Origin of the sequence: Leptolyngbya sp. FACHB-711 (assembly GCF_014695615.1) — a bacterium.
Classification (GTDB): domain Bacteria; phylum Cyanobacteriota; class Cyanobacteriia; order Elainellales; family Elainellaceae; genus Leptolyngbya_A.
The window spans coordinates 1-24,626 of sequence record NZ_JACJOR010000474.1 but is presented as its reverse complement, the minus strand read 5'-3'; the positions used below and the strand labels follow the sequence as shown (position 1 = coordinate 24,626).

21 protein-coding genes are annotated in these 24,626 nt (G+C 51.4%); 9 read left to right on the top strand and 12 right to left on the bottom strand.

Features of this window, described 5'->3' with window-relative positions:
* Positions 1–27: 27 nt before the first annotated feature.
* Positions 28–756: a 4'-phosphopantetheinyl transferase family protein gene (locus H6F80_RS22050; RefSeq protein WP_190793678.1), complete on the top strand. Its 729-nt coding sequence runs from the start codon at positions 28–30 to the stop codon at positions 754–756.
* A 59-nt stretch (positions 757–815) separates the two neighbouring features.
* Here the strand turns inward: H6F80_RS22050 and bchH are convergent, their stop codons facing one another.
* The 3 genes from bchH to H6F80_RS22035 all read right to left on the bottom strand — a co-directional run bounded on the left by bchH (position 816) and on the right by H6F80_RS22035 (position 6,515).
* Entirely contained in the window at positions 816–4,616 is a 3,801-nt protein-coding gene (gene bchH / locus H6F80_RS22045) for a magnesium chelatase subunit H (RefSeq protein WP_190793677.1), read from the bottom strand.
* 267 nt (positions 4,617–4,883) lie between these two features.
* Positions 4,884–5,867 carry a porphobilinogen synthase gene (gene hemB / locus H6F80_RS22040; protein ID WP_190793676.1) on the bottom strand — a complete coding sequence of 328 codons (984 nt, stop codon included), beginning with the start codon at positions 5,865–5,867 and terminating at the stop codon, positions 4,884–4,886.
* Positions 5,868–6,098: 231 nt separating this feature from the next.
* Complete coding sequence (locus H6F80_RS22035; RefSeq protein WP_190793675.1) at positions 6,099–6,515, bottom strand: secondary thiamine-phosphate synthase enzyme YjbQ; 417 nt, start codon at positions 6,513–6,515, stop codon at positions 6,099–6,101.
* Between the two features lie 593 nt (positions 6,516–7,108).
* On the opposite strand from H6F80_RS22035, the gene H6F80_RS22030 reads away from it, so the two are divergent.
* A complete protein-coding gene (locus H6F80_RS22030; protein WP_190793674.1) occupies positions 7,109–7,951 on the top strand; it encodes a pre-peptidase C-terminal domain-containing protein in 843 nt (280 codons plus the stop codon).
* Positions 7,952–8,074: 123 nt separating this feature from the next.
* Here H6F80_RS22030 and miaA read toward each other — a convergent pair whose 3' ends face one another.
* A complete protein-coding gene (gene miaA / locus H6F80_RS22025) occupies positions 8,075–9,064 on the bottom strand; it encodes a tRNA (adenosine(37)-N6)-dimethylallyltransferase MiaA (RefSeq protein ID WP_190793673.1) in 990 nt (329 codons plus the stop codon).
* Positions 9,065–9,255: 191 nt separating this feature from the next.
* Here miaA and gyrB point away from each other — a divergent pair, with 191 nt between their 5' ends.
* Complete coding sequence (gene gyrB, locus H6F80_RS22020; RefSeq protein ID WP_190793672.1) at positions 9,256–11,193, top strand: DNA topoisomerase (ATP-hydrolyzing) subunit B; 1,938 nt, start codon at positions 9,256–9,258, stop codon at positions 11,191–11,193.
* A gap of 223 nt (positions 11,194–11,416) precedes the next feature.
* Here the strand turns inward: gyrB and H6F80_RS22015 are convergent, their stop codons facing one another.
* The 3 genes from H6F80_RS22015 to H6F80_RS22005 form a co-directional block, all read right to left on the bottom strand.
* On the bottom strand, positions 11,417–11,830 hold the full coding sequence (locus H6F80_RS22015; protein WP_190793671.1) for a hypothetical protein: 414 nt from the start codon (positions 11,828–11,830) through the stop codon (positions 11,417–11,419).
* A gap of 258 nt (positions 11,831–12,088) precedes the next feature.
* Positions 12,089–13,153 (bottom strand): 3-deoxy-7-phosphoheptulonate synthase, encoded by a 1,065-nt coding sequence (locus H6F80_RS22010; protein WP_190793670.1) that lies wholly within the window; start codon positions 13,151–13,153, stop codon positions 12,089–12,091.
* A 342-nt stretch (positions 13,154–13,495) separates the two neighbouring features.
* Positions 13,496–13,747, bottom strand: coding sequence for a hypothetical protein (locus H6F80_RS22005; RefSeq protein WP_190793669.1), 252 nt, complete (start codon positions 13,745–13,747; stop codon positions 13,496–13,498).
* Between the two features lie 26 nt (positions 13,748–13,773).
* On the opposite strand from H6F80_RS22005, the gene H6F80_RS22000 reads away from it, so the two are divergent.
* Positions 13,774–15,405: an FAD-dependent oxidoreductase gene (locus tag H6F80_RS22000; RefSeq protein ID WP_190793668.1), complete on the top strand. Its 1,632-nt coding sequence runs from the start codon at positions 13,774–13,776 to the stop codon at positions 15,403–15,405.
* A 48-nt stretch (positions 15,406–15,453) separates the two neighbouring features.
* Complete coding sequence (locus H6F80_RS21995) at positions 15,454–16,278, top strand: SirB1 family protein (protein ID WP_190793667.1); 825 nt, start codon at positions 15,454–15,456, stop codon at positions 16,276–16,278.
* Here H6F80_RS21995 and H6F80_RS21990 read toward each other — a convergent pair.
* Positions 16,275–17,165, bottom strand: coding sequence for a TlyA family RNA methyltransferase (locus H6F80_RS21990; protein ID WP_190793666.1), 891 nt, complete (start codon positions 17,163–17,165; stop codon positions 16,275–16,277). The two genes, H6F80_RS21995 and H6F80_RS21990, sit on opposite strands and share 4 nt — an antisense overlap.
* Positions 17,166–17,176: 11 nt before the next feature.
* Complete coding sequence (locus H6F80_RS21985; protein WP_190793665.1) at positions 17,177–18,091, bottom strand: carbohydrate ABC transporter permease; 915 nt, start codon at positions 18,089–18,091, stop codon at positions 17,177–17,179.
* A gap of 437 nt (positions 18,092–18,528) precedes the next feature.
* Here H6F80_RS21985 and H6F80_RS21980 point away from each other — a divergent pair, with 437 nt between their 5' ends.
* Positions 18,529–18,816, top strand: a complete 288-nt coding sequence (locus tag H6F80_RS21980; protein WP_190793664.1) for a hypothetical protein — start codon at positions 18,529–18,531, stop codon at positions 18,814–18,816.
* Here the strand turns inward: H6F80_RS21980 and queG are convergent.
* On the bottom strand, positions 18,813–19,832 hold the full coding sequence (gene queG / locus H6F80_RS21975; RefSeq protein WP_518523629.1) for a tRNA epoxyqueuosine(34) reductase QueG: 1,020 nt from the start codon (positions 19,830–19,832) through the stop codon (positions 18,813–18,815). The two genes, H6F80_RS21980 and queG, sit on opposite strands and share 4 nt — an antisense overlap.
* A gap of 61 nt (positions 19,833–19,893) precedes the next feature.
* On the opposite strand from queG, the gene H6F80_RS21970 reads away from it, so the two are divergent.
* Positions 19,894–20,382, top strand: a complete 489-nt coding sequence (locus H6F80_RS21970; protein WP_190793663.1) for a phosphate-starvation-inducible PsiE family protein — start codon at positions 19,894–19,896, stop codon at positions 20,380–20,382.
* A 101-nt stretch (positions 20,383–20,483) separates the two neighbouring features.
* Positions 20,484–22,589, top strand: coding sequence for a biosynthetic arginine decarboxylase (gene speA, locus H6F80_RS21965; protein WP_199296742.1), 2,106 nt, complete (start codon positions 20,484–20,486; stop codon positions 22,587–22,589).
* A gap of 167 nt (positions 22,590–22,756) precedes the next feature.
* On the opposite strand, the gene H6F80_RS21960 is transcribed toward speA, so the two are convergent.
* A complete protein-coding gene (locus H6F80_RS21960) occupies positions 22,757–23,029 on the bottom strand; it encodes a GlsB/YeaQ/YmgE family stress response membrane protein (protein WP_190793662.1) in 273 nt (90 codons plus the stop codon).
* A gap of 254 nt (positions 23,030–23,283) precedes the next feature.
* Here H6F80_RS21960 and H6F80_RS21955 point away from each other — a divergent pair, with 254 nt between their 5' ends.
* Positions 23,284–23,856, top strand: coding sequence for a nucleoside deaminase (locus H6F80_RS21955; protein WP_242067509.1), 573 nt, complete (start codon positions 23,284–23,286; stop codon positions 23,854–23,856).
* A gap of 77 nt (positions 23,857–23,933) precedes the next feature.
* Here H6F80_RS21955 and H6F80_RS21950 read toward each other — a convergent pair whose 3' ends face one another.
* Complete coding sequence (locus H6F80_RS21950) at positions 23,934–24,242, bottom strand: hypothetical protein (RefSeq protein WP_190793661.1); 309 nt, start codon at positions 24,240–24,242, stop codon at positions 23,934–23,936.
* Positions 24,243–24,626: the final 384 nt, after the last annotated feature.

Here is a 24,626-nt window from a genome sequence, read left to right as displayed (position 1 = left end):
GCCTCGTTCAGAATATCACGGTGATTCATGCTTGAAGTTTGTTCCTGGACAGTGCCGCCTTCTAATCTGCAGCTTTCCGATCGGGAGGTTCACATTTGGCAGGCGGATTTGACTTGCTTGGATGCCGAAGTGGAAAAGCTGGCTCCCTTGCTGAGTGCAGACGAACAGCACCGTGCCGCCCGATTTCGATTTGAGCGCGATCGCAGAAAGTTTATTCTCGCTCGCGGCATCCTGCGAAACCTTTTGAGCCAGTACCTTCAGTGCGATCCGAGCACCCTCAGCTTTGAATATGGAAAATACGGCAAACCCACTCTCATCGGATCTAATCTGCTGTCATTTAATTTGGCGCATTCGGGCGATCGAGTGCTTTATGCCGTGACCCAGCATGACCCGATCGGCATTGATATCGAGCAGTTGCGTCCGGTGCAGCAGATTGAACAAATTGTCAGCCGCTATTTCTCGCCCGAAGAACGGCAGGCCTTTCAGTCGCTTCCGGTCAACCAGCAGCCGCTTGCTTTTTTTCGTGCCTGGACGGGGAAAGAAGCATTTTTGAAGGCGATCGGGAGCGGTTTATCGTTGCCGTTGGATCAGGTGGCAATCACCCTGTTACCCGGTCAACCTGCCGAACTGCTGGGACTTCCTGCCGACCATTCGGTCAAACAATGGAAGCTGCATCAATTCGTGCCTGCTGCGGGGTATGTCGGGGCGATCGTCGTGCCGCAAAAATCTTTGCAGATTGGTTTCTGGCAGCTGTAAGTTTACACGTAATTCAATGTAAGTCTAATCGATCTGCTGAAGTCAGGTCATGGATTGAGTCACGACGATTGAGTCACTACGCCTTCTAACTCTTCGTCGGTTTGCTGGTAAAGCTGCCGCAGGTGTGCCAGAGTTTCGGGGTCGGGTTGCCAGAATCCGCGTCCCTGTGCCTCTAGCATTCGTCCGACGATGTTGCGAAACGCTTCTGGATTTGCCTGCCGCAGCCGTTCTACCATTTGAGCATCGAGCGCGTAGGTTGCGGCTGCCTGATCGTAGACCCAGGTTTCCTGAAAGTCAGTGGTTCCTGCCCAGCCTATCAAAGCTGTCATGCGCTGAGAAATTTCATACGCCCCGCCCGAACCCTGAGCGATCATTGCTTCTGCCCATTTGGGATTGAGCAGTTTCGTGCGATATTCCATTCGCAGCAAGTCTTCCAGCTTTCGGGGGGTGGTGTCGTTCGAGAAACTTTCCACAAAGCTGGCGGTCACGTTTCGATCGCCCTGCATCTCAGCCGCTTTTTTTAGTCCGCCCGTGTTCGCGTAGTATTCCTGAATGTCGGTCAAGCCATACTCGATTGAGTCAATCTGCTGCACAATGCGATCGGTGGTTTTCAGCAGCGTTTCCAGAATTTCTGGACGAGCCTGCCCTTTGTCTTGGCGTCCGTAGCTAAAGGTATTGCGCCCTGTCCAGGTTTGCCCCAATTCATCGCCCGATTCCCAGTTAGAATCTGTAATGCGATCGTTCACAAGTGAACCAAAATCACCGGAAGGGTTTGAGAACAGTCTTGCAGATGCGTTATCGATGCCCTTGGCTTGCAGAGCAAGAGCGTGTTTACGAATAAAATTTTGGTCGATCGGTTCCTCGATCGTGGATGCTCTGAGGAACAGATCGTCTAATAGCTCAATCACATTCACAAAGCTATCGCGAAAGATCCCAGAGAGGTTTCCCAGCACATCGATTCGGGGATGGTTCAGTTCTGAAAGCGGCTTTAGCTCATAGCGCACAACCCGCCCGGTTCCTTCTTTCACAGGCTCCGCCCCTACCAGTTCGAGAAGAATGCCGATCGATTCTCCTTTTGTTTTGATTGCGTCCAATCCCCAGAGCATGACGGCGATCGTTTCAGGGTAAGTGCCGTGCTCTTGCAAATGCTGAGCGATGAGCGTTTGGGCGATTTTTCGTCCCCGCTCGTAGGCGGCGGCTGAGGGCATCCGGTAGGGATCAAGCGCATGAATGTTGCGTCCGGTGGGCAAAACGCCGATTCCATCTCGCAGCAAATCACCGCCCGGAGCCGGAGGAATGTATTCGCCGTTGAGTCCGCGCAGCAGATTTGTGAGTTCGTCGGTGGTTTGGCTCAGCAGAGTTTTGATCTGGAGAGCGATTTGAATTTCAGAATCAGTCAATTGAGCTTGAGTTGGGTTAAGTGAATCTGTGCAAACGGCATGAATGATCTCATCGGGTAGTCGATCGCCAAAATAAGCTTGGAGATAGCTTTGCAATTCTTCAGCACCAGGAGTTTCCCCCAAGATGTGTAGACCAGAAGAAAAGAGCCGATTTTCTAACACCTGCAAATATTCATAAAGCCGAATCAGGTAATCATCAAACGCATGATTGCTAAACAGCCGAATATTTTCTGGCGTGAATTCAATTCCCGATCGCTTGGCTTCTGTAAAAGGACAATCTGTATCCAACCCTGAATCCAGAATCTTCTTGCAGATTGCCTCCTTCAGCAGATAATTCTTTTCTGGATCTTCGCGATACTCTGCAATGAAATCTCGCAGCGCAACCAGCTCCTTATACAATCCGGCTCGACCATAGGGTGGCACGTTGTAAGACACTAAAACTCCATAGCCACGCCGCTTTGCCAGAATCGACTCTGAAGGATTATTCGCAGCATAAAGATAGAGATTTGGCAGATTTCCTAACAAAATATCCGACCAGGAATAGCCTGTATTGCCCAGCGGAGAACCAGGAAGCCATTCGACCGTGCCGTGCATTCCAAAATGAACGATCGCATCTGCCCTAAACTCATTTTGGAGCCATTTATAATAGGCAGCATATTGAGGATGAGGCGTAAGATCTCGCTCAAACATCAGCCGCATTGGATCACCCTGCAATCCTAAGGGAGGCTGCACGCCAATCCACAGATTTCCTAACTGAATGCCGCCAATCTGAAAGCGATCGCCGCTTGTTTTAATGCCACTTGCGATTAAAGACTGCCACTGTTTTTCAATCCGGCTTGTGAACAGATAGCCGAGCCATTTTTCCAGCGTTCTGGCATTAACTTGAACTGTATCCTCCTGCTCAGAGGCAAACGCTTCATCGGCCTGTTTGACCTGGCGAATTAATTCCTCTCCGTCTTCGGGCAATCGGCTGTCACCAAGCCAGTAGCCTTCGGTTTTCAGGGCCTGCAGCAGCTTGATCAGCGACTTTGGCACATTCAGCAGGGCTGCCGTTCCCGCTGCGCCGTATCCGGGCGGAAAGCCGTAGAGAATAATGGCAATCTTGCGTTCTGCGGCGGTTTTTTGTCGCAGCGCGATCCAGTTTTTGACCCGTCCGGTGAGCCGCTTAACTCGCTCTGGAATTAGATAAATTTCATCCCCCACCAATCCGCCCAAGGGCACGGTATCGATCGCTCCATCCAGCTCTGGCAGCGCGTACAATACCACACTCTGCAAACCGCCAATTCCCTGCCTTGTCCAGGAATGAATATCCTGAATCAGCAAGGGAGCCGCGACAAAATAAGGCACGTTCTTCGCGCTGAGAATTCGCTTTGCCACCTCTACCTGCCGACCCGCCTCCATCGAGCCTGCCGGACCTCCTACCAGCGGAAATCCAATGGTTGAAACGATCGCGTCAATTCTGGCGGCTTCTGGCATCAGCGATAGAATTTCCCGATTTCCCTGCTGTTGTTGCCGTTGCTCATCATCGGTCGTGAGCCAATCCCGCACTGCCACATGGCCCTCGACCCCGTTGATAAAAATCGGTAAGGGAATTAAACCGGCCGCTTCAAAGTGCCGAATCAACTGGGGAATATAGGGCTGCTTTGTAATAACGTGCTTGCGATAAAGCAAAATGGCAACGATCGGAGAACCAGCGCAAATATTTTCAGGAATCTCTGAATGAATATTTTTGTGAACCTCTGGGTGAATTCCTGGTTGAACCGAACTCGATCGCCCTAAATTATCCTGAAAGTACCAGTTTAGATACGCCTGCGGTGATGCAAAATAGCCTGAATAATCCGGGTGAAGCAAACCCATATTCGGCGTTTCAATGGTTTCTGGAATTTCTCCCACCGAAAGCCCCAGATATCGCTCCGCCAGAAACCAGAACAGAGCCGCAACGTTCCCAGAACCACCGGCATTCCAATAGCCGTAGATAATTAGCCAGTTGCGAAGATCCTGCACTTTGCCGATTGGTACATACTTGAGCAGTTTCGGTCCCACCTTTAAAAAGCTGAGATATCCGGCAAGTTTATCTTCTTCGCGCTGCGTGCCGCCAAATTTGCTGAGGATAAACTGTACAGGTTTTGGCATTCCCTTCGGTTTGTCGCCAATGCTGAATTTGCCGATTTGCGTCAGGCTCATCAGCTCCAGCGCAGACTCAAACACGAGCCGAATCGGAATGGATGCAATTCGATCGCGTAGCCACAAGACCTGATCATAATCAAACAGCAAACTGCCAAAAAAGACATCTGCGCTTTGTAATGCCTGTTCGACTTGCGCTGCCTGAGACGTGAGATCTCGATCGCTAAAGACCTGAATCTCCAGATCGGAACAGCGAGACTGCGCCTGCTGTGCTGCCTGACGGTATAAATCAGCGTTAAAAGATTCAAACCCCGCAATTAGAACAATTCGTTTCATGTCTCGCTTCGTGCCCTACTGAGTGCCATAGCAGAATCGCCCTGCCTTTAATTCTAAAGGGATGTTTGAGAAGTCACGATCGCGGCCTGACCTATCTCTCTGTTGCTTCTCTCTGTTGCTTCTCTCTGTCGCCTTAGTAAGGATGTTGACAAAACCACGCCCTCAACAAACAGGTGATGAAAAATAACCCCTCACCGGGCTGGGAAGGGGCTGTTTAGGAATCTACAAAGTAACGAATCTCTGCAAGGGGGCGAATGAGTTGAGCGACTAGCCGTTGAGCCAGCGAGCTGCATCCTTCGCGTGGTAGGTGAGAATCAGGTCTGCGCCCGATCGCTTGAAGCCAGTTAGCGTTTCCATCACGACGCGCTGTTCATCGACCCAGCCGTTTAGCGCCGCCGCTTTCACCATTGCATACTCGCCAGAGACATTGTAGGCAGCGACAGGCAGATTGGTTGCCTGCTTCACGCGCCAGATAATGTCCATATACGCCAGAGCAGGCTTCACCATGAGCATATCTGCACCTTCAGCAATGTCGAGTTCGATTTCCTTCAGGGCCTCCTTGCCATTTGCCGGGTCCATCTGATAGGTGCGACGATCGCCAAACTGTGGAGTAGACTCTGCTGCATCGCGGAACGGACCATAGTATGCCGAAGCATATTTTGCAGCGTAGGACATGATCGGAATATCCTGATAGCCTGCTTCATCCAGACCCGATCGAATTGCCTGCACAAAGCCATCCATCATCCCGGAGGGCGCAATAATATCAGCTCCTGCTTTTGCCTGCGCCACAGCCGTTTTTTTCAGCAGTTCTAGCGTGGGATCATTCAGCACGCGCCCGGTCAGGTCGCCCACTTGCAAATAGCCGCAGTGACCGTGGGAGGTATATTCACACAGGCAAGTGTCGTTGATGACGATCAGATCAGGGACGGCTTCCTTTACCGCAGTGGTTGCGCGTTGAACAATGCCGCACTCATGCCATGCGTCGGTGGCATCGGTGTCTTTGTCGGCGGGAATGCCAAACAGAATAATCGCGGGAATTCCCAGGTCGTAAACTTCTTTTGCTTCTTCGACAATTTTGTCAACCGAAAGCTGATAAACGCCCGGCATCGATCGCACCTCGTTAGCAATCGACTCACCCGGAACCGCAAAAAGCGGATAAATCAGATCGCTGGTCGTCAAAACGTTTTCCTGCACCATGCGGCGGAGCTGCGGATGGCTACGAAGGCGACGGGGGCGATGGGTCGGAAACATAGATTTACTAAAAGGAGTCTGCTTGCTGATTCTTAAAAGTTTAGAACCTGAACGCCCCCCTTACCTCTACGGGAGTTACAAACCGTAAAGATAGCCTTGATCAAACGCGCTTACTGCGACCTGAACTTCACAAACTGAAACGTAATCGTTCCAGCGATCGTTCTCAGCAGCGAGAGCATTAGGGCAAAACGATTGGAGCAAAACGACTGGGGCAAACCGAAAAAATCCTGCCTAATCTCCTGAAAGATGAACAACCAGTTCCCTGCGGTGGCCGTGATCTCGATGCTCCCACACATAAATACCCTGCCAGGTTCCCAGTACAAGACGACCGTTTGCGATCGGAATTTGCTCTGAAGTGTGAGTCAGGACGGTGCGAATATGGGCAGGCATATCATCCGGTCCTTCGGTGCTGTGAATGTAGTTGTACCCGTCGGGCACCAGTTTCGCCAGAAAGTTAGACAAATCTTTTAACACGTCTGGATCAGCATTTTCTTGAATAATCAAACTGGCAGAGGTATGGCGAAGAAACAGCGTACAAAGCCCGGTTTGAATTCCCGCATCAGCAACGATCGCCGCAACTTTTGAGGTGATTTTATGGAGAGATTTGCCGTTGGTCTGAATGGTAATCGCTTGCTGATAGTGAGACATAGCGGGGTGTTAAGAACCTGTTTCTATTTTTGTTGTCTGTCTTTATTGTAAAATTTCCGCTGCTCATCTTGCTTCATTTCGATATTCTGGTGGGCTTCACTGATTCTTAGCGTCTTATCCAGCAGGTCCTATCCAGCAGTGTCATGAAGCCATGTCCCTTTTGCTTGTTTTTGATCTAGCGGTACACTATCTAGCGATACACTTCAACTCGTTTGCGCTAGTGTTGAGATTTTTTAACAATTTACAGTTTTAATTCATTGTGGCATCACCGATTCTCAAACGTTTTTCTTTCATCGTCTGCTCGATCGCACAATGGCTTTTCAAGCTGTAAATGCTTGGAGACGACCCAAATTCAGCGAGATGACTGCGAATTTCAGAACCTTAAAAAGGAGCGTCAGCGATCGGGACGTTATTACGCGAGATTTAGACGTTATTACGCGAGATTCAATTTAAATATTTGCCAGACCCGACAAAAAGGTCGATTTAACCAGCCGTCGTCTTAACTCAGGAACTTTATTACAAACAGCACCGTCAATACACGATGGAACCTACAGAATCACTGTGATTCTGCACTCATTTGAGGCTGTTGACCCATGCTGTTCAACTCTTCGTCTCGTCCCGCTAATCAGGACAACCCATTTGCCAATCGCACCCGCTTGTTTAACTTCTCATCTGACTATGGTGACAGCCTGAAGAATGCCGAAAATATTGGCAGCATCAAGCGCGGCAAAAGCTACGACTATTCCGGGGACGTAGGCGGTGACGATCTCGATTTCTTTAAATTTAAGCTCGATCGCCGGGGCAAAATCTTTGCGACGCTCAATAACAAAAGCGATCGCGATGAACCGATCGCCATTAGCCTGCTAAATCGTCAGGGCAAAGTGGTGAAAGCCCAAGATAACTTTCTGTTTGCCAACGTTGAAGCAGGGGAGAGCCAGACGATCTCCGTGAGAGGACTGGCAAAAGGAACTTATTTTCTCCGCATTCAGAGCGAAAACGGACGGGACGAAGACTATGATCTGAACTTATCCCAGTCTGGCTCTTCCTCACCGACCCCGGGATTTGATCAGTCGGTCAATCTCGGTACGCTGCGACCGGGCGATCTTTTCTCTGAATCGGGAACGGTGGGCGGCAGCGACGTTGACTTTTACCGCTTCAGCGTAGACAACACCAGCCGCATTTCTGCCCGTCTCAGTAGCTCAGATTTCAACGCAGACCCGATCGCCTTCTCGATTCTAGACAGCCAGCGACGTACGGTAATGACCGAGAGCGGCAGATTTTTGTTTAGTAACGTGGAAGGCGGTGATAGTGACACGCTGTTTGCGCCCACCCTGGCTTCGGGAACGTACTATGTGCGGGTGCAGAGCGAACAGGGACGCAACGAACCCTATCAATTGTTGGTAGAGCGATCGACAGTGACGGTGACTCCAATTTAGCGTTCCTGCTCTGACTCGTCCCTCTAGGACGTGCTTTAACGCTTTCTAATGGTGGTTTACTTACCGATGGTAAGTGACTGATCCGAGCGCTTTTACAGCACATTCTGGGGGGACAGTTCACCGCTAGCTGATTTTAAACGTCCTCCTATCGAACGGGGGAAAATTTCCTGCGGCGATCTGCACAAACTCCTTTACTCGCTTCATGACTCGATCGCTTAAATCTGGCGCATCCGCATCAAACCATTCGATCGATCGATCGGCGTGAAACCAGGTACGCTGCTGCTTGGCAAATTGTCGGGTATGCAAAACGACGCGCGATTGTGCCTCTGTCAGGGAGATTTCACCGGAAAGAAACTGCCTGATTTCCTGATAGCCCAGGGTGTTGAGCAACGGTAAATCGGCTCCATATTTCTGGCAAAGGCGATCGACTTCTTCGACAAAGCCATTGGTAATCATCTGAGCAGTACGCTGCTCAATGCGTCGCGTGAGCTGCTCCCAGTTCGCATCCAGCCCAATCTGCAAAATCGGATACGGGGGCGGTTGTTCGCCCTGCTGCTGCGAAATCGGACGACCCGTGACATAAAACACTTCTAATGCCCGCAAAGTTCTGACCCGATCGTTGCAGTGAATCTTTTCGGTCGAAACCGGATCAACCTGCCGCAGCATCGCATAGCACTGAGGTTGACCTAACGCCTGAAGCTGCGATCGAAGTTCGGGCTGCGGAGCTACTCTGGGAATTTTTAAGCCGCGCACGATTGATTTAATATAGAGCCCCGTACCGCCCACCAGTAGAGGAATCGCGGTTTGCGACTGGTGCAGACGATCGATTTGTTGCTGTGCCAGGGTTTGATAATCTGCCAGAGTCAGCGTTTCGGTGGGGTCACAAAGGTCGATCAGGTGATGGAGAGCCTGCTGACGTTCGGCGATCGTGGGCTTGGCAGTGCCGATGTCAAACTCCCGGTAAATCTGCCGCGAATCGGCACTCAAAATCACGCCCGGAAGCTTTTGGGCTAAATCGATCGCCAAACTTGATTTTCCGGTTGCCGTTGCCCCACCGATCGCGATTAAAATAGGGACAGAAGCGTTTAGTACATCTGTATTTCTCTGACTCATTCTGGCTTGTTCAGGGGGGTCACAGGGACAGCAGCGCAAGTGGGGTGATTAGAAGGAGATTCGATCCCCTTTTAAAAGTTCGCCTCAGACCGCTCAGAAACCGTCTGAAACCCTTTTGTGCTAGAATTTCTGTATGATCTGATGTTTTGAGGTAAAAGTGGGCCTCAAGCAATTTTAGGAGCACTTCATTCATGACGACAAATTATGGTGCTGATCAGATTCAAGTCCTGGAGGGCTTGGAAGCAGTCCGCAAGCGTCCGGGCATGTATATCGGCAGCACAGGTCCGCGAGGTCTGCATCATCTAGTCTACGAAGTTGTGGATAACTCCGTTGATGAGGCGTTGGCAGGCTACTGTAAACAGATTGAAGTCAGCATTAATGCCGATGGCTCCGTCACCGTTACAGACGATGGACGCGGCATTCCCACCGATGTCGTCGCTCGCACAGGCAAATCAGCCCTCGAAACCGTACTCACCATTCTGCACGCAGGCGGTAAGTTTGGCGGCGGCGGCTATAAGGTGTCTGGTGGTCTGCACGGCGTGGGGATTTCGGTCGTAAACGCGCTGTCGGAATGGGTCGAAGTCACCGTTTGGCGCGACAAAAAACAGCACAAGATGCGGTTTGAGCGGGGCATCACCGCAGGCGAGATGCAGGTGCAGCCGACCCAAGAAAGCCGCACGGGAACATCGGTGACGTTCAAGCCTGATACTGATATCTTTACCACGGGCATCGAGTTTGACTACAACACGCTGGCGGGTCGTTTGCGGGAGCTGGCATATCTGAATGCCGGAGTCAAGATTACATTCAGGGACGATCGCCTGGAACTGCAAAAAGACGGCGAGACGCGGATCGAAACCTATTTCTATGCAGGCGGCATCCGCGAGTATGTCACCTACATGAACCACGACAAGCAAGCCATCCACGAAGAAGTGGTCTACGTGAGCGGCGAGCGCAATAACGTGCAGATCGAGGTGGCGTTGCAGTGGTGCGCCGATGCCTACACCGATAATCTGCTGGGCTTTGCGAACAACATTCGCACGATCGACGGTGGCACACACCTAGAAGGACTGAAAGCCGTCCTGACTCGTACCATGAATGCGATCGCCCGCAAGCGCAACAAGCTCAAAGAAAACGAGTCCAATCTGGCAGGCGAAAATATCCGGGAAGGTCTAACGGGCGTGATCTCGGTGAAAGTGCCTGACCCCGAATTTGAGGGACAAACCAAGACCAAACTGGGCAATACCGAAGTGCGTGGCATTGTCGATTCGCTCGTGGGTGAAACCCTGACCGAGTATCTGGAGTTCCGCCCCGGTGTAGCAGATTCGATTCTGGAAAAGGCGATTCAGGCGTTTAATGCGGCAGAGGCGGCGCGGCGTGCCCGTGAACTGGTGCGGCGTAAGTCGGTGCTGGAATCCTCGACGCTGCCCGGAAAACTGGCAGACTGTAGCTCTCGCGATCCCAGTGAATCTGAAATCTTCATCGTAGAAGGTGACTCCGCAGGCGGCTCGGCAAAGCAAGGGCGCGATCGACGCTTTCAGGCAATCCTCCCTTTGCGCGGCAAGATCCTCAACATCGAGAAAACCGACGACGCGAAGATCTATAAAAATGCCGAAATTCAGGCACTGATTACCGCACTCGGTCTGGGCATCAAGGGCGAAGAGTTTGACGCTTCCCAGTTGCGCTATCACCGCATTGTGATTATGACCGATGCGGACGTAGACGGCGCCCACATTCGCACCCTGCTCTTGACCTTCTTCTACCGCTATCAGCGATCGATGGTCGATCAGGGCTATGTCTACATTGCCTGCCCGCCGCTTTATAAGGTGGAGCGGGGACGCAACCATTACTACTGCTACAGCGATCGAGAGCGAGATCAAATCATTGCCGGATTCCCAGAAAACGCCAAGTACGAAATTCAGCGATTTAAGGGTCTGGGTGAAATGATGCCGCAGCAACTCTGGGATACCACAATGAACCCGGAGACGCGTACCCTGAAGCGAGTCGAAATTGAAGACGCCGCCGAAGCAGACCGAATCTTTACCGTACTAATGGGCGATCGGGTGGCTCCCAGACGCGAGTTCATCGAAACCCACGGTTCGAAGATCAACCTGATGGATCTGGATATTTGATCTGGATATTGAAAGCTGATGGATTCGCGCAGGGTTAGGGATTCGCAGAAAAGCTAACTGTTGGGTTCGGAGTCGGATGAGTGTCGGCTCAGCGTCGTTTCACAGCAAAATTCAGCAATAGCACGGGTAGGATGACCTCAATCCTTTGCCCGTGCTGTTTTTATGTTTCTAGGTCTACAAGCCTTCTGGGAACTCACCGCTTGAGAAAACCATCAAATATAGTTCAAAGATCAGGCAGCGGCAAGCGGAATGCGCCGAATGCAGGGATAACTTCAACAAAGTGCAAAATTTCAATACATTCTTTGTAAAAGGATGGGAAATCGGGGGTAGTTTTGGGCAAGCTATTAAGAGAGCGATCGGAATCTACCTTAGGATAGATGTTAAGCTCGTATAGACCGAATCCCCGTTCCGTTTTCGTCATCCTTACACGCAATTCATCATGACTTTCAAGAGCCGCAATTTCAACTTCCCGATTTGGCAGTATCTCAACCAGCACGTCTTTGATAGCAACCGTCCGCTTATCTTGAGCCCTCACCGCTTCTGGAGACGGCATCATATCCACCATTTGGAGCGTTGCTGGTTCAGCTCCCATCCCGAAGAGCATTTTCGGAACTGAGCGGCTCAGGGTAAAAATCACCGAAACCTGCTAGGGCTGTATTTTCTTCACTACACAATACTAAAACGGAAAGGGGCTGATGCCCCTTATTTTTTAGCTTATCACGATTTAATTGAGCGCGATCGTTTATTCATCAGTTCCCGGTAGGACGGAGCGCAGAGGGCTGCTCCCTTGGTGAAGGCAGTGCTTCTCTAGCGGCGTATTCCTGCTTCGATCGCTGCTCTTGTTTCGTTTATGAACGCGGATGAATGCAGATTAGTTCTGCAAAACCGCTTTGCGCTACTTGAGCTGCAAACACTGTTTCGTCACCGACTTTGCCAGGGATCGCAGCATTTCGGTCGTCGCGCTCCAATTGACGCAGGCATCGGTAATGCTTTGCCCATAGGTCAACTGGCTGAGGTCTTGCGGAATCGACTGCTTGCCCTCCACCAGATGACTTTCAACCATGACGCCCATAATGTGCTTTGAGCCCGCGGTAAGCTGTTCGGCAATGTTTTCTAGGACGAGGGGCTGGCGTTGGTGGTCTTTTCCAGCGTTGTCATGGCTGCAATCGATCATCATGCGGGTGTTGAGCTTCAGGCGTGCCAGTTCCTTCGCCGCGTGCTGAACGTGATCGGTGTCGTAGTTGGGACCGTGCTTGCCGCCGCGCAGCACCAGATGCCCATCAGGATTGCCCGTGGTCGTGACAATGCTTGCCAAGCCGTCTAGATTGATTCCCAGGAAACGATGGGGCTGACTGGCTGCCAGCATCGCATTTGCCGCCGCTGAGAGACTGCCATCGGTATTGTTTTTAAAGCCAATCGGCATGGATAGCCCCGATGCCATTTCGCGGTGGGTCTGGCTTTCGGTGGTGCGTGCACCGATCGCCGTCCAGGAAATCACGTCTGCAATATACTGCGGAATAATGGGGTCGAGCAGTTCGGTTGCAGCGGGGAGTCCGAGCTGTGCCAGGTCAAGCAGGAGTTTGCGGGCAACACGCAGTCCAGTGTTGATGTCGTAGCTGCCGTTCAGGTGAGGATCGTTGATCAAGCCTTTCCAGCCGATCGTTGTGCGCGGCTTTTCAAAATAGACTCGCATGACAATTTCTAGATCGTCTTCGAGTTCCTTTCGCAGCACTGCTAGCTTTTCGCCATATTCCAGCGCAGCATTCACGTCGTGCACCGAGCAGGGTCCGACAATTACCAGCAGTCGTCGATCTTCTGCCTGCAAAATATGACGGATTCGATCGCGGGTTTCGGCGACCAAGGTGGCAGCGGTTTCAGTAATGGGTAGCTCGTGATGGAGCATCGCCGGACTGATCAACGGGCGGGTTTCAACAACGTGCAAATCAAAGATTTTGTGCATGGTCAACTCACAGGGTCGCGGTTCGCAAGAGCGGATGAATATGGGTGGCTGCGGTTCCTTTAGAGTTGCGCGCAGCACTAATCGAACTGATCAAAAGCCTGATTAAAACAGTTAGCCCCAAACATTCTACCGAATCCTGAGGGGTAACCCTGAGGGTTTACTTCAGCCTGAACTAAAGTTTTTCCAAGCTTCAAATCCAATCTTTAAATGGGGAATGAGGAGGTGGGCAGTTAATTTGGGTTTGAGGAAAGCGGGTGAAGGAACTGGATTGGTGTTTAGGGTGATTGAAGATTGAGAGATCTATGTTGGCTCATCGGCGGGTTGAGAAAGCGCGTCAGGGGGTTAATCCGACCGTGATTTGTCAGGTTTCGGTGGGGCGAGTTGGGGGATGTTCGGTTTTTGCGGGGGGATTCGCTGTTGCTGTCTAACCTTGTCGTGCCCGACCTGAATGCTTTCCTGGATGGGTGAAATTGCGGCAGCGATCGAGCGATACCAGACAGCGATACCAGACAATGAGTTAAAGGCATTACCATCGGGCGATCGGTGAGAAATCCGATAGGGTCGCTTTGTGAACCATTGTGAATTGTGAGCCATCTTGAATGGGCATAGAGGAGCAGCGCATGAGCCTGACTGAGCAAGTTTTGTCGCAGATTCCTGGCAATGTTTTAGCGGGGTTGCGGCAGGCCGATCTCCTGTGGCAGTCCTACAAATCTAATCAAACCGTGTTGCCCGTAACAGAAGTTGTGCGCGTCAATGCGAATGCTCTGGAGGCGACAGCGTGGGATGTAGTGATTTGTGGGGGGACGCTGGGAATTTTGCTGGGAGCAGCACTGGCACAACAAGGGTGGAAGGTTGCGCTGATCGAACGGGGAACACTGCGGGGACGCGACCAGGAATGGAATATTTCGCGCAAAGAGCTGCACGTTCTGACGGAAATGGAACTGCTGACCGCAGCAGAATTAGAACAAACGATCGCTACAGAATTTAATCCGGTAAACATTCGCTTTCATCAAGGCGTTAATCTTGCAGTGAACGACGTGCTGAACGTGGGCGTTGATCCGGTGTATTTGCTGGAGCGACTCAAGCAGCGATTTCTGGAAGCCGGGGGATATTTGCTGGAGAATACTGCTTTCATAGGAGCGATCGTTCACAAAAACGGGGTAAAGATTTCCGTTGAATCTCAAGATAAATTTCAAAGCAAATCCGAAACCGAATCCCGGACTGAATTCGAAAATCATGCAGGTGGGAATTCCAGTTTGACAGCGCGTTTACTAATCGATGCGATGGGGCACTTTTCGCCGATCGTCCGTCAGGTTCGCAGCGGGTCTAAGCCGGATGCCGTTTGTCTAGTGGTGGGAACCTGCGCGGAGGGCTTTACGGCGAACCAGACGGGCGATCTGTTTGCTTCAATGACACCCATTCAGAATCAGTGCCAGTATTTTTGGGAAGCGTTTCCGGCACGAGATGGACGCACAACTTATTTGTTTACCTATCTGGATGCTCATCCCGATCGCCCCAGCTTAGAGCAGCTCTTTGAGGATTACTTCACTTTGCTACCGAACTACCAACAGGTGGATCTGGCGCAGCTTCAGTTCAAGCGGGCTTTGTTCGGCTTTTTTCCCTGCTATCGGGAGAGTCCGCTACAGTCGCCCTGGGATCGGTTTCTGGCGATCGGGGATAGCAGCGGGGCACAGTCGCCTTTGAGCTTTGGCGGATTTGGCGCGATGATTCGGCATTTGCAGCGATTAACAGCGGGAACCGATGCCGCTCTGCGAAGTAATCAGCTCGACCGCCGATCGTTAAATCTGCTGCAACCCTATCAGCCCAGCCTCACCGTCACCTGGCTCTTTCAGCGGGCAATGAGCGTGGGCATGGAGCAGACGATCGATCCCAATCAAATTAATAGGCTGCTGTCTGCTGTCTTTGAGGAAATGCGGCAGCTTGGCGACCCGGTGCTGAAGCCGTTTCTTCAGGATGTGGTGCAGTTTCCTGCACTGTTTCAAACGCTGATGCAGGTTGGGGTCAAGCATCCGGCGATCGTGCTTAAAATTATTCCCCAGGTGGGAGTTGCTGCCCTGCTGGAGTGGACAAAACACTTCGCCAATCTGGGGCTGTATCATCTTCTGTCTTCTCTCCCTGCAAACCCCCTGATTTCCTCAACTCCCCTCGAAAAAACTCAGTCTGAGGCGTGGCAATATCGGCTCGATCGCTGGCGAGATGCCTGGAAATATGGCTCAGGAAAGGATTATTAAAGACCCGTTAAACTGGATAGGTGAGATACATTTTGAAAGGATACCCGCATGGACTTTCCCCTGGCGCGGCAGCGATTTTACCAGGAAATCCATCAGCCTGATGAAGAGATTAATCTGGCGCGTGCTGCCCTTTATCTGGCGCAAGAGGAATACCCGGATCTGGACGTTGAGGAATACCTGAACGCCCTGGATACGATGGCATCAGAAATCGCTGAACGACAGCCTCAAGAGGCTTACCCGCTTCGCACGATTAAAACTATCAACCAGTACCTTTACGAAGACCTCAAGTTTCACGGCAATACAGACGATTACTACGACCCGGATAACAGTTACCTGAATCAAGTGATCGATCGGCGGGCGGGAATTCCGATCACGCTGTCGCTGGTCTACCTGGAAGTGGCGAGGCGGCTAGGGTTTCCGATGGTCGGCGTGGGCATGCCGGGGCATTTTTTGATTCGTCCCGTGGTGGGTGAAATGCAGATTTTTGTCGATCCGTTTCGGCGGGGCGAAGTCATGTTTGCGGAGGACTGTCAGCAGCGGCTCAGCGAAATTTACGGCAGACCGATCGAACTCCGTCCCGAATTCCTGGAGCCTGTGACTGCCCGCTATTTTTTGGCGCGAATGCTGAACAACCTGAAAGCCATCTACCTGACCCGAAGCGACATTCCGCGATCGCTGGCAACCATTGAGCGAATTTTGCTGCTGTTTCCTGACTCGCCGACCGACCAGCGCGACCGAGGCTTGCTGTATTACCAAACCGGACGCTGGACTGAAGCCAGCCAAGATCTCGAAGACTATCTGCTGCAAACTCCCGATGCTCAGGATGCAGTCGTGGTGCAAGAGCTGCTGCGGCGGATGGGACGGGAGGTTTAGTCTTCTGTGGGAGCGTCTGCGGCGTTGAGATCCTGATAGGCAGCTTGGGTCAAGTCCTGCAAGGATTGGCGAGTGGAGGTAGGGTCGTCACGGAGGCGATTTTTGGATGTCTCTGAAGGTTCTGCGCTGAGCCAAAGCAGATATTCAATGTTTCCGGCGGGTCCAAGTAGGGGCGACCAGGTAAGCCCGCGATCGTGCCATCCCAGGGCTTCTGCGCACTGCAACACTTGCTCGATCGCCCCTGCCTGATCCTTGAGATCGCGCACAACGCCTTTTTTGCCAATTTTCTCTTTGCCCACTTCAAACTGAGGCTTGACCAGCAAAATGGCTTCGCGTGGGGTTTGCAGCAAATCCCAGAAAGCGGGCAGCACCTTGGTCAGGGAAATAAACGAGACATCGATCACGCCCAGATCCGGGTAGGGGCGATGCGAAGCAGTTCCCCCTTCGGGGTAATCGTCCCCATATAGCTCTTCCGGTTTCAGATAGCGCAGGTTGGTACGTTCCTTCAAAATCACACGCGGATCTTGCCGCAGTCTCCAGGCGACCTGTCCATAGCCCACATCAATGCCGTAAACCTGTTTTGCCCCTGCTTGCAGCAAACAGTCCGTGAAGCCCCCGGTCGAAATGCCGCCATCCAAACAAACACGATCGGCGATCGGAACTTGAAAAACCCGCAGTGCTTTTGCCAGCTTTTCACCCCCCCGTGACACGTAGGGCGATTTTTGCTTGACCTGAATCTGGGCTGCGGTGTCAACTTCGGTTCCTGGCTTATCCACTCGCTGCTGATTGACCATCACTTCTCCCGCCCGAATCAGCCGCTGTGCCTGCTGTCGAGAAGTGCAGAGATTCAGTTCAACTAAAAGCGCGTCAAGACGTTGTTTCGGCAAGGGTCAATCTCTTAGAACGTCAGGTCGGTGGTGGGCTGGCGGTTAATCGTGAGACGGACGATCGACAAGGTGAGAATCAGCAAAAACATCGCTAAACCGATCGTGCAGGCATAGCTAATTTCGAGATCCTGAAAGGCTTTCTCGTAGACGTAGTAAACCAGGGTTTTAGAGCTGCTGCGCGGTCCGCCCTGGGTCATGATAAACACTTCTTCAAAGACTTTGGTGGCAGAAATGGCTGAGATGACCCCCACGAGCAACAGATAGGGACGCATCAGGGGAACCGTAATATCCCAATGTTTGCGCCAGCCGTCGGAGCCGTCGATCGCCGCTGCTTCATACAAATCACCCGGAATGCTTTGAAGTCCCGCCAGATAGATCACCATGTAGTAGCCCAAGCCTTTCCAGATCGTGACGATCATGACGCTGAACAAGGCAAACCGAGGGCTGGTGAGCCAGGGAATGCCGTCCTGAGAGAGGTTGAGCCACTGCAAAAACTGATTGAACAAGCCGTTCTCAGCATAGAGCCATCGCCACGCAATTCCTGCTACCACCATCGAGATCACCACAGGAGTATAGTAGGCGGCACGAAACCAGCGAATGCCTTTGATTGGCTGATTCACCAGAATGGCTAAACCGAGGGGCAGCATCACCAGGATTGGGACAACGCCGACCAGATAGACGATCGTATTTCTCAGGGTTTTCCAAAAGATAGGATCGGTCAGAAGTCGCTGAAAATTCTCGAAGCCAATCCAGATCGGCGGCTCGGTAATGTCATATTCGTAGCGGGTGAAGCTGAGAAAAAACGCTTGCAGTGCCGGATAAAACACCGTCAGCCCCAGCAGCAGCAGCGCAGGCAGCAAAAACAAATAGGGCGTGAGACGATGCCAGGACGGTTTGGACGAAAAGGCACTCCAGGATTTCAACATAGGAGGCAGGCGTCGATCGATTAAAGGGGCGACAGATAAGGGGCGATAAGATTAAGTTGGCGAATCAAGCTGGCGAATCACGTGGCCGAATCTTCCGCCCGATCATAGCCCGTTTCGGTGGATCTGGCGATGTGAAGCAGTTCCCCTTTTGTTAAGCATTCCTTGAGAGAAAACGGCATCGAGAAGAATACGCCACAATAGAAGGGTTAAGCCTCGATCGAGATGAAATTGAAAGGTTATTTCCTATGGAAATGCACGAACTGATTACGCTGGCACTGATGCTGACTCCAGGGCTACTGCTGTCGATCCTGGTGATGGGCATTTTTGCCTTAGGCGGTTAAGCACTAGCGATCGGCTGCGATTCGGTGTATTTGTGGGATATTCCTTCTATATGCAAATTTCTGGGTTGCAGCTGACGCGGCTTGATTATCAGCAGAATGAATCATCTACCCCTGGGAAAGCCAGTTCCCGGCAATCGTCCCGCCCCCACGACTTCCCCGACCGGTTCGACCGAGATTCTCCATGTTCTGAAGTACAACATTACGGCTTTGGAAGAGGGCGTGCTGCTTAGCATTTGGGAACCCGCCGCGAGAAACGACACGCGGGTCAAGCCTTTTCTATACATGGTGAAATATCGATTGCCCTCTGAAGCAGATGCGCGAAAACTGCTGGCTCACTACATTTCTGCCTATAAAACGGGCAGCCTAACCGCTCATGGATTTTAGGAGGACGATCGATTTGCCGCAGCATTGCGCCGCAGCATTTCGGGTTTAATTCGCCGCAGTGCAGAAGCCGGAAAGCGTTGATCCCATTCTTCGTCTGAGAGGTGGGCGATCGTCTCTAATTCGGGAGCCACGTTCCAGGGATAGGGCTGAAACTCTGCAACGTCGGTTTCCTGGGCGAAACGCTGATTCCAGGGACAGACATCCTGGCAGATATCGCATCCGGCGATCCAGCCCTGCATTTTGCTAGCGATTTCGGGTGGGAGGGTGTCGGCGCGATTTTCGATCGTGTGATAAGCGATGCAGCGATTCGCGTCTACGACAAAGGGTTGCGTAATTGCTCCAGTCGGGCAGGCTTCTAGACAGCGGGTACAGGAGCCGCAGTGCTGCGTATGGGGGCGATCGGGCGGCAGTTCCAGATTGGTTAAAACCTCGCCCAGAAATACCCAGGAGCCATACTCGCGGGTGATCACATTGCTGTTTTTGGCAATCCAGCCGATGCCTGCCTGCTCTGCCCAGGCCTTATCCTGAATTGGTCCTGTATCGGCGTAGTATCGCGCCTCAATGCCTTCGCCCTGCGCCTGAAGCCACTGGGAAAATGCCTTGAGTTTTTTATGCAGAATGCGGTGGTAGTCTCGCCCCCAGCCATAGCGCGAGATTTTGGCGTACTGTTCGCCTTCAGGTCGTTGCTGGGGGGTGTAATAGTTCAACGCGACGCAAATGACCGATCGCACCGAGGGCAACAGCGATCGCACGTCCTGCCGTCGGGGGTTTGCCATCCATTCCATATCTGCTGCATAGCCGCGATCGAGCCACTGTTGCAGCGCAGGAGGATGAGGCTCTACGGCATCAGCAGAGGCAATTCCTGCTTTGTGAAAGCCAATTTCTAAAGCTTTTTGCTTGATTGTGTCGCTATCAATGCAAATCATTACAGAATCCTGGGATTGAATGAGGCGTGAAAGAATGGGAAAGGCAATCGATCGGGCTATCCTGGAAGTAGCCTGAGTAGGATTACTCATTTAAACAGCTCTACCAGAGCTACAGGCATTCACCGATTTCCATTTTTTGATTCCCATTGTCATGGACTTCTTCCGCCAGTTTGCCAAATCTTTTCGCAGTGCAGCCAGCGATGATAGCTTTCTCTCTGGGCTGAAGCGCGTGGAGACGATCGTCGCCAAGATTTTGTCGCTGGCAATGGTGGTGGTCATTTTTGTCAGCGTGCTCGAGCTGTGTCTGTTTATTGGCAAGGAAGTGTTGCTTAACGACAAGCTGGCAGACCCCGAGCAGTTTCATACAGTGACGCTGATCAAGGTGTTTGGCTTGTTTCTCAACATTCTGATCGCGCTGGAAGTGCTGGAGAATATTACGGCGTATCTGAAAAAGCACGTTGTTCAGCTTGAATTAGTGGTGATCACATCATTAACCGCCGTTGCGCGAAAAATTATTATCTTCGACTTCTCAAAATCTGGCGGCCTGGAGCTGATGGCACTTGCGTTAGCAATCTTTGGATTGTCGATTAGCTACTGGATCGTGCGCCGCACCAATAAAAGCACCGGATCTTCCCACTAATTGAATCGGTATTCCTCCTGCTTTTTTGTGAACAGTTTTCTAGACAGATAGGATAGACTGTCATTTTGTGAATTTCTATAAACTGCGGGAGCATTGAGAGAATGGGCAAAAAGCCGATCGATCAAGGTATTGGCGTTGACAAACTAAACGGAAAAAAAGCGGACAAGGCAAGCAAGAAGCAGCGTGAGATTTTAGCTGAACCATTGGTTGCCCCAATTGCTGTTGCTCAGGAACCGCAAAAGAACCAGGACATTAAACCCGTCGCGCCAAAGAAGACCTGGACGATCGAAGATAGCGAGGAACTGTATCGCATTAATGGCTGGGGCGAGCCATATTTCTCGATTAACGCTGCCGGACACATCACCGTATCTCCGAGGGGCGATCGAGGCGGTTCGCTGGATCTGTATGATCTGGTTCATGCGTTGAAACAGCGCAATCTCGGTTTACCCTTGCTGATTCGCTTTTCTGACATTCTTGAAGACCGGATCGAGCGGCTCAATGCCTGCTTTTCCAAGGCGATCGCCAAGTATCGCTATCCGGGTGTGTATCGCGGCGTGTTTCCCGTCAAGTGTAACCAGCAACGGCATTTAGTCGAGGATCTGGTGCGCTTCGGCAAACCCCATCAGTTTGGGCTGGAGGCAGGCTCGAAACCAGAATTGCTGATTGCCCTGGCAACGCTGGATACGCGCGGTGCGCTGCTAATTTGCAATGGCTACAAAGATCGCGAATATATCGAAACGGCAATTCTGGCACAGCGATTGGGGCATACGCCGATTATCGTGCTGGAGCAGCTCGAGGAAGTTGATTTTGCGATCGAAGCGGCACGTAAACTTAATATTCAGCCGATTCTGGGCGTGCGGGCAAAACTGAGCGCAAAGGGCATCGGTCGCTGGGGAACGTCGGCAGGCGATCGGGCAAAGTTTGGCTTGACGGTTCCCGAAATTATCCAGACGGTGGAAAAGCTGCGTCAGGCAGGAATGCTCAATGCGCTACAGTTGCTGCACTTCCACATCGGTTCCCAAATTTCTGCGATTAGCGTCGTCAAAGACGCCCTGCGAGAAGCCAGCCAAATCTACGTCGAGCTTGCCCGCCTAGGTGCAGACATGAAGTATCTGGATGTGGGCGGCGGTCTAGGCGTGGACTATGACGGCTCCAAGACCAATTTCTACGCTTCCAAAAACTACAACATGCAGAACTACGCGAATGACGTAGTGGCAGCAATTAAGGACGCTTGCGAAGGTGCTAGTATTCCGGTTCCGACCCTAGTGAGCGAAAGCGGACGGGCGATCGCCTCTCATCAGTCAGTATTGGTATTTGACGTGCTGAGTACAAGCGAGGTTGTGGTCGAACAGCCAGAGCCGTCGCAGGAGCAAGACCATCTGGTAATTCGCAATCTCTACGAAACCTATCAGTCGATCAACGCTGATAATTATCAGGAGATGTATCACGACGCGACCCAGTTTAAGGAAGAAGCCGTAAGCCTGTTTGGTTTTGGCTATCTCAGCCTGACCGATCGCGCCCGGGCAGAACGACTTTACTGGTCATGCTGCGGCAAAATTCTGGAAATCGCCCGACAGCAGGACTATGTGCCCGACGACCTGGAAGATCTGGAAAAGATCATGGCATCGATCTACTACGTCAACCTATCGGTGTTTCAGTCGGCTCCCGATAGTTGGGCGATCGATCAGCTTTTCCCGATCATGCCCATCCATCGTTTAGACGAAGAACCGACCGAGCGCGCCACGTTAGCGGATCTCACCTGCGACAGCGACGGCAAAATCGACCAGTTCATCGACCTGCGCGACGTGAAATACGTCCTGGAACTGCACGACCTGGAGCTGATCGAGCAACCCGACCACCCAGACGGCACAAAACCCGTCTCCCGCTACGAGCCATACTATCTGGGAATGTTCCTCAGCGGTGCGTATCAGGAGATCATGGGCAACCTGCACAACTTGTTTGGCGACACGAACGCAGTGCACATCAAGCTAACGCCAAAGGGCTATCAGATTGTTCATGTGGTGAAGGGCGACACGATGACTGAAGTTCTGGGCTATGTTCAGTACGACTCAGAAGATCTGGTCGAAAAGATTCGGATGCGATCGGAGCAGGCTCTCCAGGAAAACCGCATCACCCTTCAGGAAGCACAGCTTTTGCTGCAAAACTACGAGCGCAGCTTGAGCGGCTATACCTATTTGTCCCTATAGAGTTTGTGCCTGTAGCTGCATTGTCAGAATGACCCAATTTGGGTCAAATATCTGTTTGAGAAGCCGTAGAGGTTTTGCATTGCCTCCTCTATTTGCGACTTCTCAAACATCTTTTCGTAAGGGCAAGCGCAGTGTGCCCCAAGTTTGAACTAGCTACAAAATGCGATTTAGTAGACTCTGCGGCTAGCAAAAGCGTAGTACAGCCAGAGGGCAATAACTGCACCAATTACAGCGATCGCCAGTCCGGTAAAGGTGAAACCGACTCCGCTTAATGCGAGAGAACCTGTCGTGAGCAGGGTGTAGAGTGTGCCACCGACAAAGGCACCAATAATTCCTAAAAGCATGGTTCCCAGGATACTGCTGCTCTGGTAGCCCGGATAGATTGCTTTTGCGATCGCACCCGCCAGTAGACCCATCACAATCCAAGCTAAGATACCCATACTGAAAATTCTCCTTTCCAACGAGATTTTAATTCAATATTCAAAGCTGCTTATTGTTGCTTTGGCGTGTTTGCTTTGTAAACCAATGTAACCCATGTACAATTGCAGTTTACCTAATCAGAGTTTCTTAATCAGACTCTCTAAAGAGTGAAAACTAGAGCGAAAACTTCTCCAGTCGAAGATAGAGCTGTATTATTCTTCTCTCTCTTGCGATACAAATACAATTGAATTGATTGGTTAGAAATATCTAATTCATGTCAGAAAAAGCCAATATAGATGGCAATTTAGCAGATGTTAACCTTAGCGTGACAGATGCTTCGTATCGCGACCTGCCTCCATCTCAGTCCAATCCCCCGATGGAACAAATGATGCGGCATTTGCAGCGATCGAACCAGATTGCCTGGCGAGCACGCCAGTTTGGACACCATCCCTTTGGGGCGATTCTCGTTGCGCCGGATCACGAAACCATCTTGCTGGAGCAGGGCAATGTGGATACAGTGAACCATGCTGAATCTGTCCTGATCCGCAGTGCTTACACTAACTTCAGCCCCGAATATCTCTGGGACTGTACGCTCTACACTACGGTTGAACCCTGTGCAATGTGTGCAGCAACACTTTATTGGGCAAATATCGGTCGCTTAGTGTATGGCATTGCCGAGGAGCAGCTTTTGCAGCTCACGGGAAACCACGCCCAAAATCCGACGCTGAATCTGCCCTGCCGTGAGGTCTTCAAACATGGACAGAAATCCATTCAAGTTTGGGGACCGATCGCCGAAGTGGAAGATGCGATCATCGAACTCCACCGCGATTTCTGGAATTCTCTTTAAGCGATTTCCTGGTTAATTCGATCGCCCTCAGTTAGGTCATGCTTTTACAGGTTAACTGAAGACGATCGCGGCAAACCCTATCGTTCTAGCACGCTCATAAACTTCCCTCGCGCAAACGGAGCCGGGATGATGGGCGTAAATTGCACTCGATCGGTTGCAATCCGCTTGACGTAGAACTCGTTGATCTGGTGATTCACCCATTCGCGTGAACCAATAATCCAAATCTGACCTTTTTCGTCAGGCGGAAGCGGCAGCAGTTCAGTGAACTCTGTAGACATGATATTTGTGCCTCGCTGTTGCGTGAATTGAAGGGAAGAAAAGCTTAAGGCGTGGTGTCCTAACCACTTGTTTCGCTTCAGCAAGGCGATCGATCGTAAAATCAACACAGCCTGCCTCCTGCTCACTCCAGGAGTTAGGTTAGCTGGTTAGTGAGTGTGCCACCACTCCTAATCAGCGTTTCACCTTAAGCTTTATCTACTGGTACAAACATAACCAGTATCGTTCAGCATAAAGGAAGGATTTGCTGCACGCAAGCGTAGTGAGAGAGTTTTTGGGGCGAGAGAGTTTTTGGAGCGATTGTCCAGAGAGCTACTTTGTGTAGAGTTTTGTTAGAAGCCGATCGTTAGAGATAGTTTCCATTTTGTCATATTAGACGGAAAGGAAAGCACAAGCAGGTGAAGAAACGCTAAAAGATTCAGGTTGGAAAAGGCGATCGGACTATTATTCAGAAAAGCGATCGGGCTAATATCTAATTTTGATGATTAGACAGA

What these genes read in the sequence shown, in the direction of transcription:
- gyrB (WP_190793672.1), top strand. Translation starts at nt 9,256, where the DNA reads ATGACGACAAATTATGGTGCTGATCAGATTCAAGTCCTGGAGGGCTTG.
- H6F80_RS21995 (WP_190793667.1), top strand. Translation starts at nt 15,454, where the DNA reads ATGGACTTTCCCCTGGCGCGGCAGCGATTTTACCAGGAAATCCATCAG.
- speA (WP_199296742.1), top strand. Translation starts at nt 20,484, where the DNA reads ATGGGCAAAAAGCCGATCGATCAAGGTATTGGCGTTGACAAACTAAAC.
- H6F80_RS21980 (WP_190793664.1), top strand. Translation starts at nt 18,529, where the DNA reads ATGAATCATCTACCCCTGGGAAAGCCAGTTCCCGGCAATCGTCCCGCC.
- H6F80_RS22005 (WP_190793669.1), bottom strand. Translation starts at nt 13,747, where the DNA reads ATGGCTCACAATTCACAATGGTTCACAAAGCGACCCTATCGGATTTCT.
- H6F80_RS22050 (WP_190793678.1), top strand. Translation starts at nt 28, where the DNA reads ATGCTTGAAGTTTGTTCCTGGACAGTGCCGCCTTCTAATCTGCAGCTT.
- H6F80_RS21960 (WP_190793662.1), bottom strand. Translation starts at nt 23,029, where the DNA reads ATGGGTATCTTAGCTTGGATTGTGATGGGTCTACTGGCGGGTGCGATC.
- H6F80_RS22030 (WP_190793674.1), top strand. Translation starts at nt 7,109, where the DNA reads ATGCTGTTCAACTCTTCGTCTCGTCCCGCTAATCAGGACAACCCATTT.
- hemB (WP_190793676.1), bottom strand. Translation starts at nt 5,867, where the DNA reads ATGTTTCCGACCCATCGCCCCCGTCGCCTTCGTAGCCATCCGCAGCTC.
- H6F80_RS21955 (WP_242067509.1), top strand. Translation starts at nt 23,284, where the DNA reads ATGTCAGAAAAAGCCAATATAGATGGCAATTTAGCAGATGTTAACCTT.
- H6F80_RS22010 (WP_190793670.1), bottom strand. Translation starts at nt 13,153, where the DNA reads ATGCACAAAATCTTTGATTTGCACGTTGTTGAAACCCGCCCGTTGATC.
- H6F80_RS21985 (WP_190793665.1), bottom strand. Translation starts at nt 18,091, where the DNA reads ATGTTGAAATCCTGGAGTGCCTTTTCGTCCAAACCGTCCTGGCATCGT.
- H6F80_RS21970 (WP_190793663.1), top strand. Translation starts at nt 19,894, where the DNA reads ATGGACTTCTTCCGCCAGTTTGCCAAATCTTTTCGCAGTGCAGCCAGC.
- miaA (WP_190793673.1), bottom strand. Translation starts at nt 9,064, where the DNA reads ATGAGTCAGAGAAATACAGATGTACTAAACGCTTCTGTCCCTATTTTA.
- bchH (WP_190793677.1), bottom strand. Translation starts at nt 4,616, where the DNA reads ATGAAACGAATTGTTCTAATTGCGGGGTTTGAATCTTTTAACGCTGAT.
- H6F80_RS22035 (WP_190793675.1), bottom strand. Translation starts at nt 6,515, where the DNA reads ATGTCTCACTATCAGCAAGCGATTACCATTCAGACCAACGGCAAATCT.
- queG (WP_518523629.1), bottom strand. Translation starts at nt 19,832, where the DNA reads ATGAGTAATCCTACTCAGGCTACTTCCAGGATAGCCCGATCGATTGCC.
- H6F80_RS22000 (WP_190793668.1), top strand. Translation starts at nt 13,774, where the DNA reads ATGAGCCTGACTGAGCAAGTTTTGTCGCAGATTCCTGGCAATGTTTTA.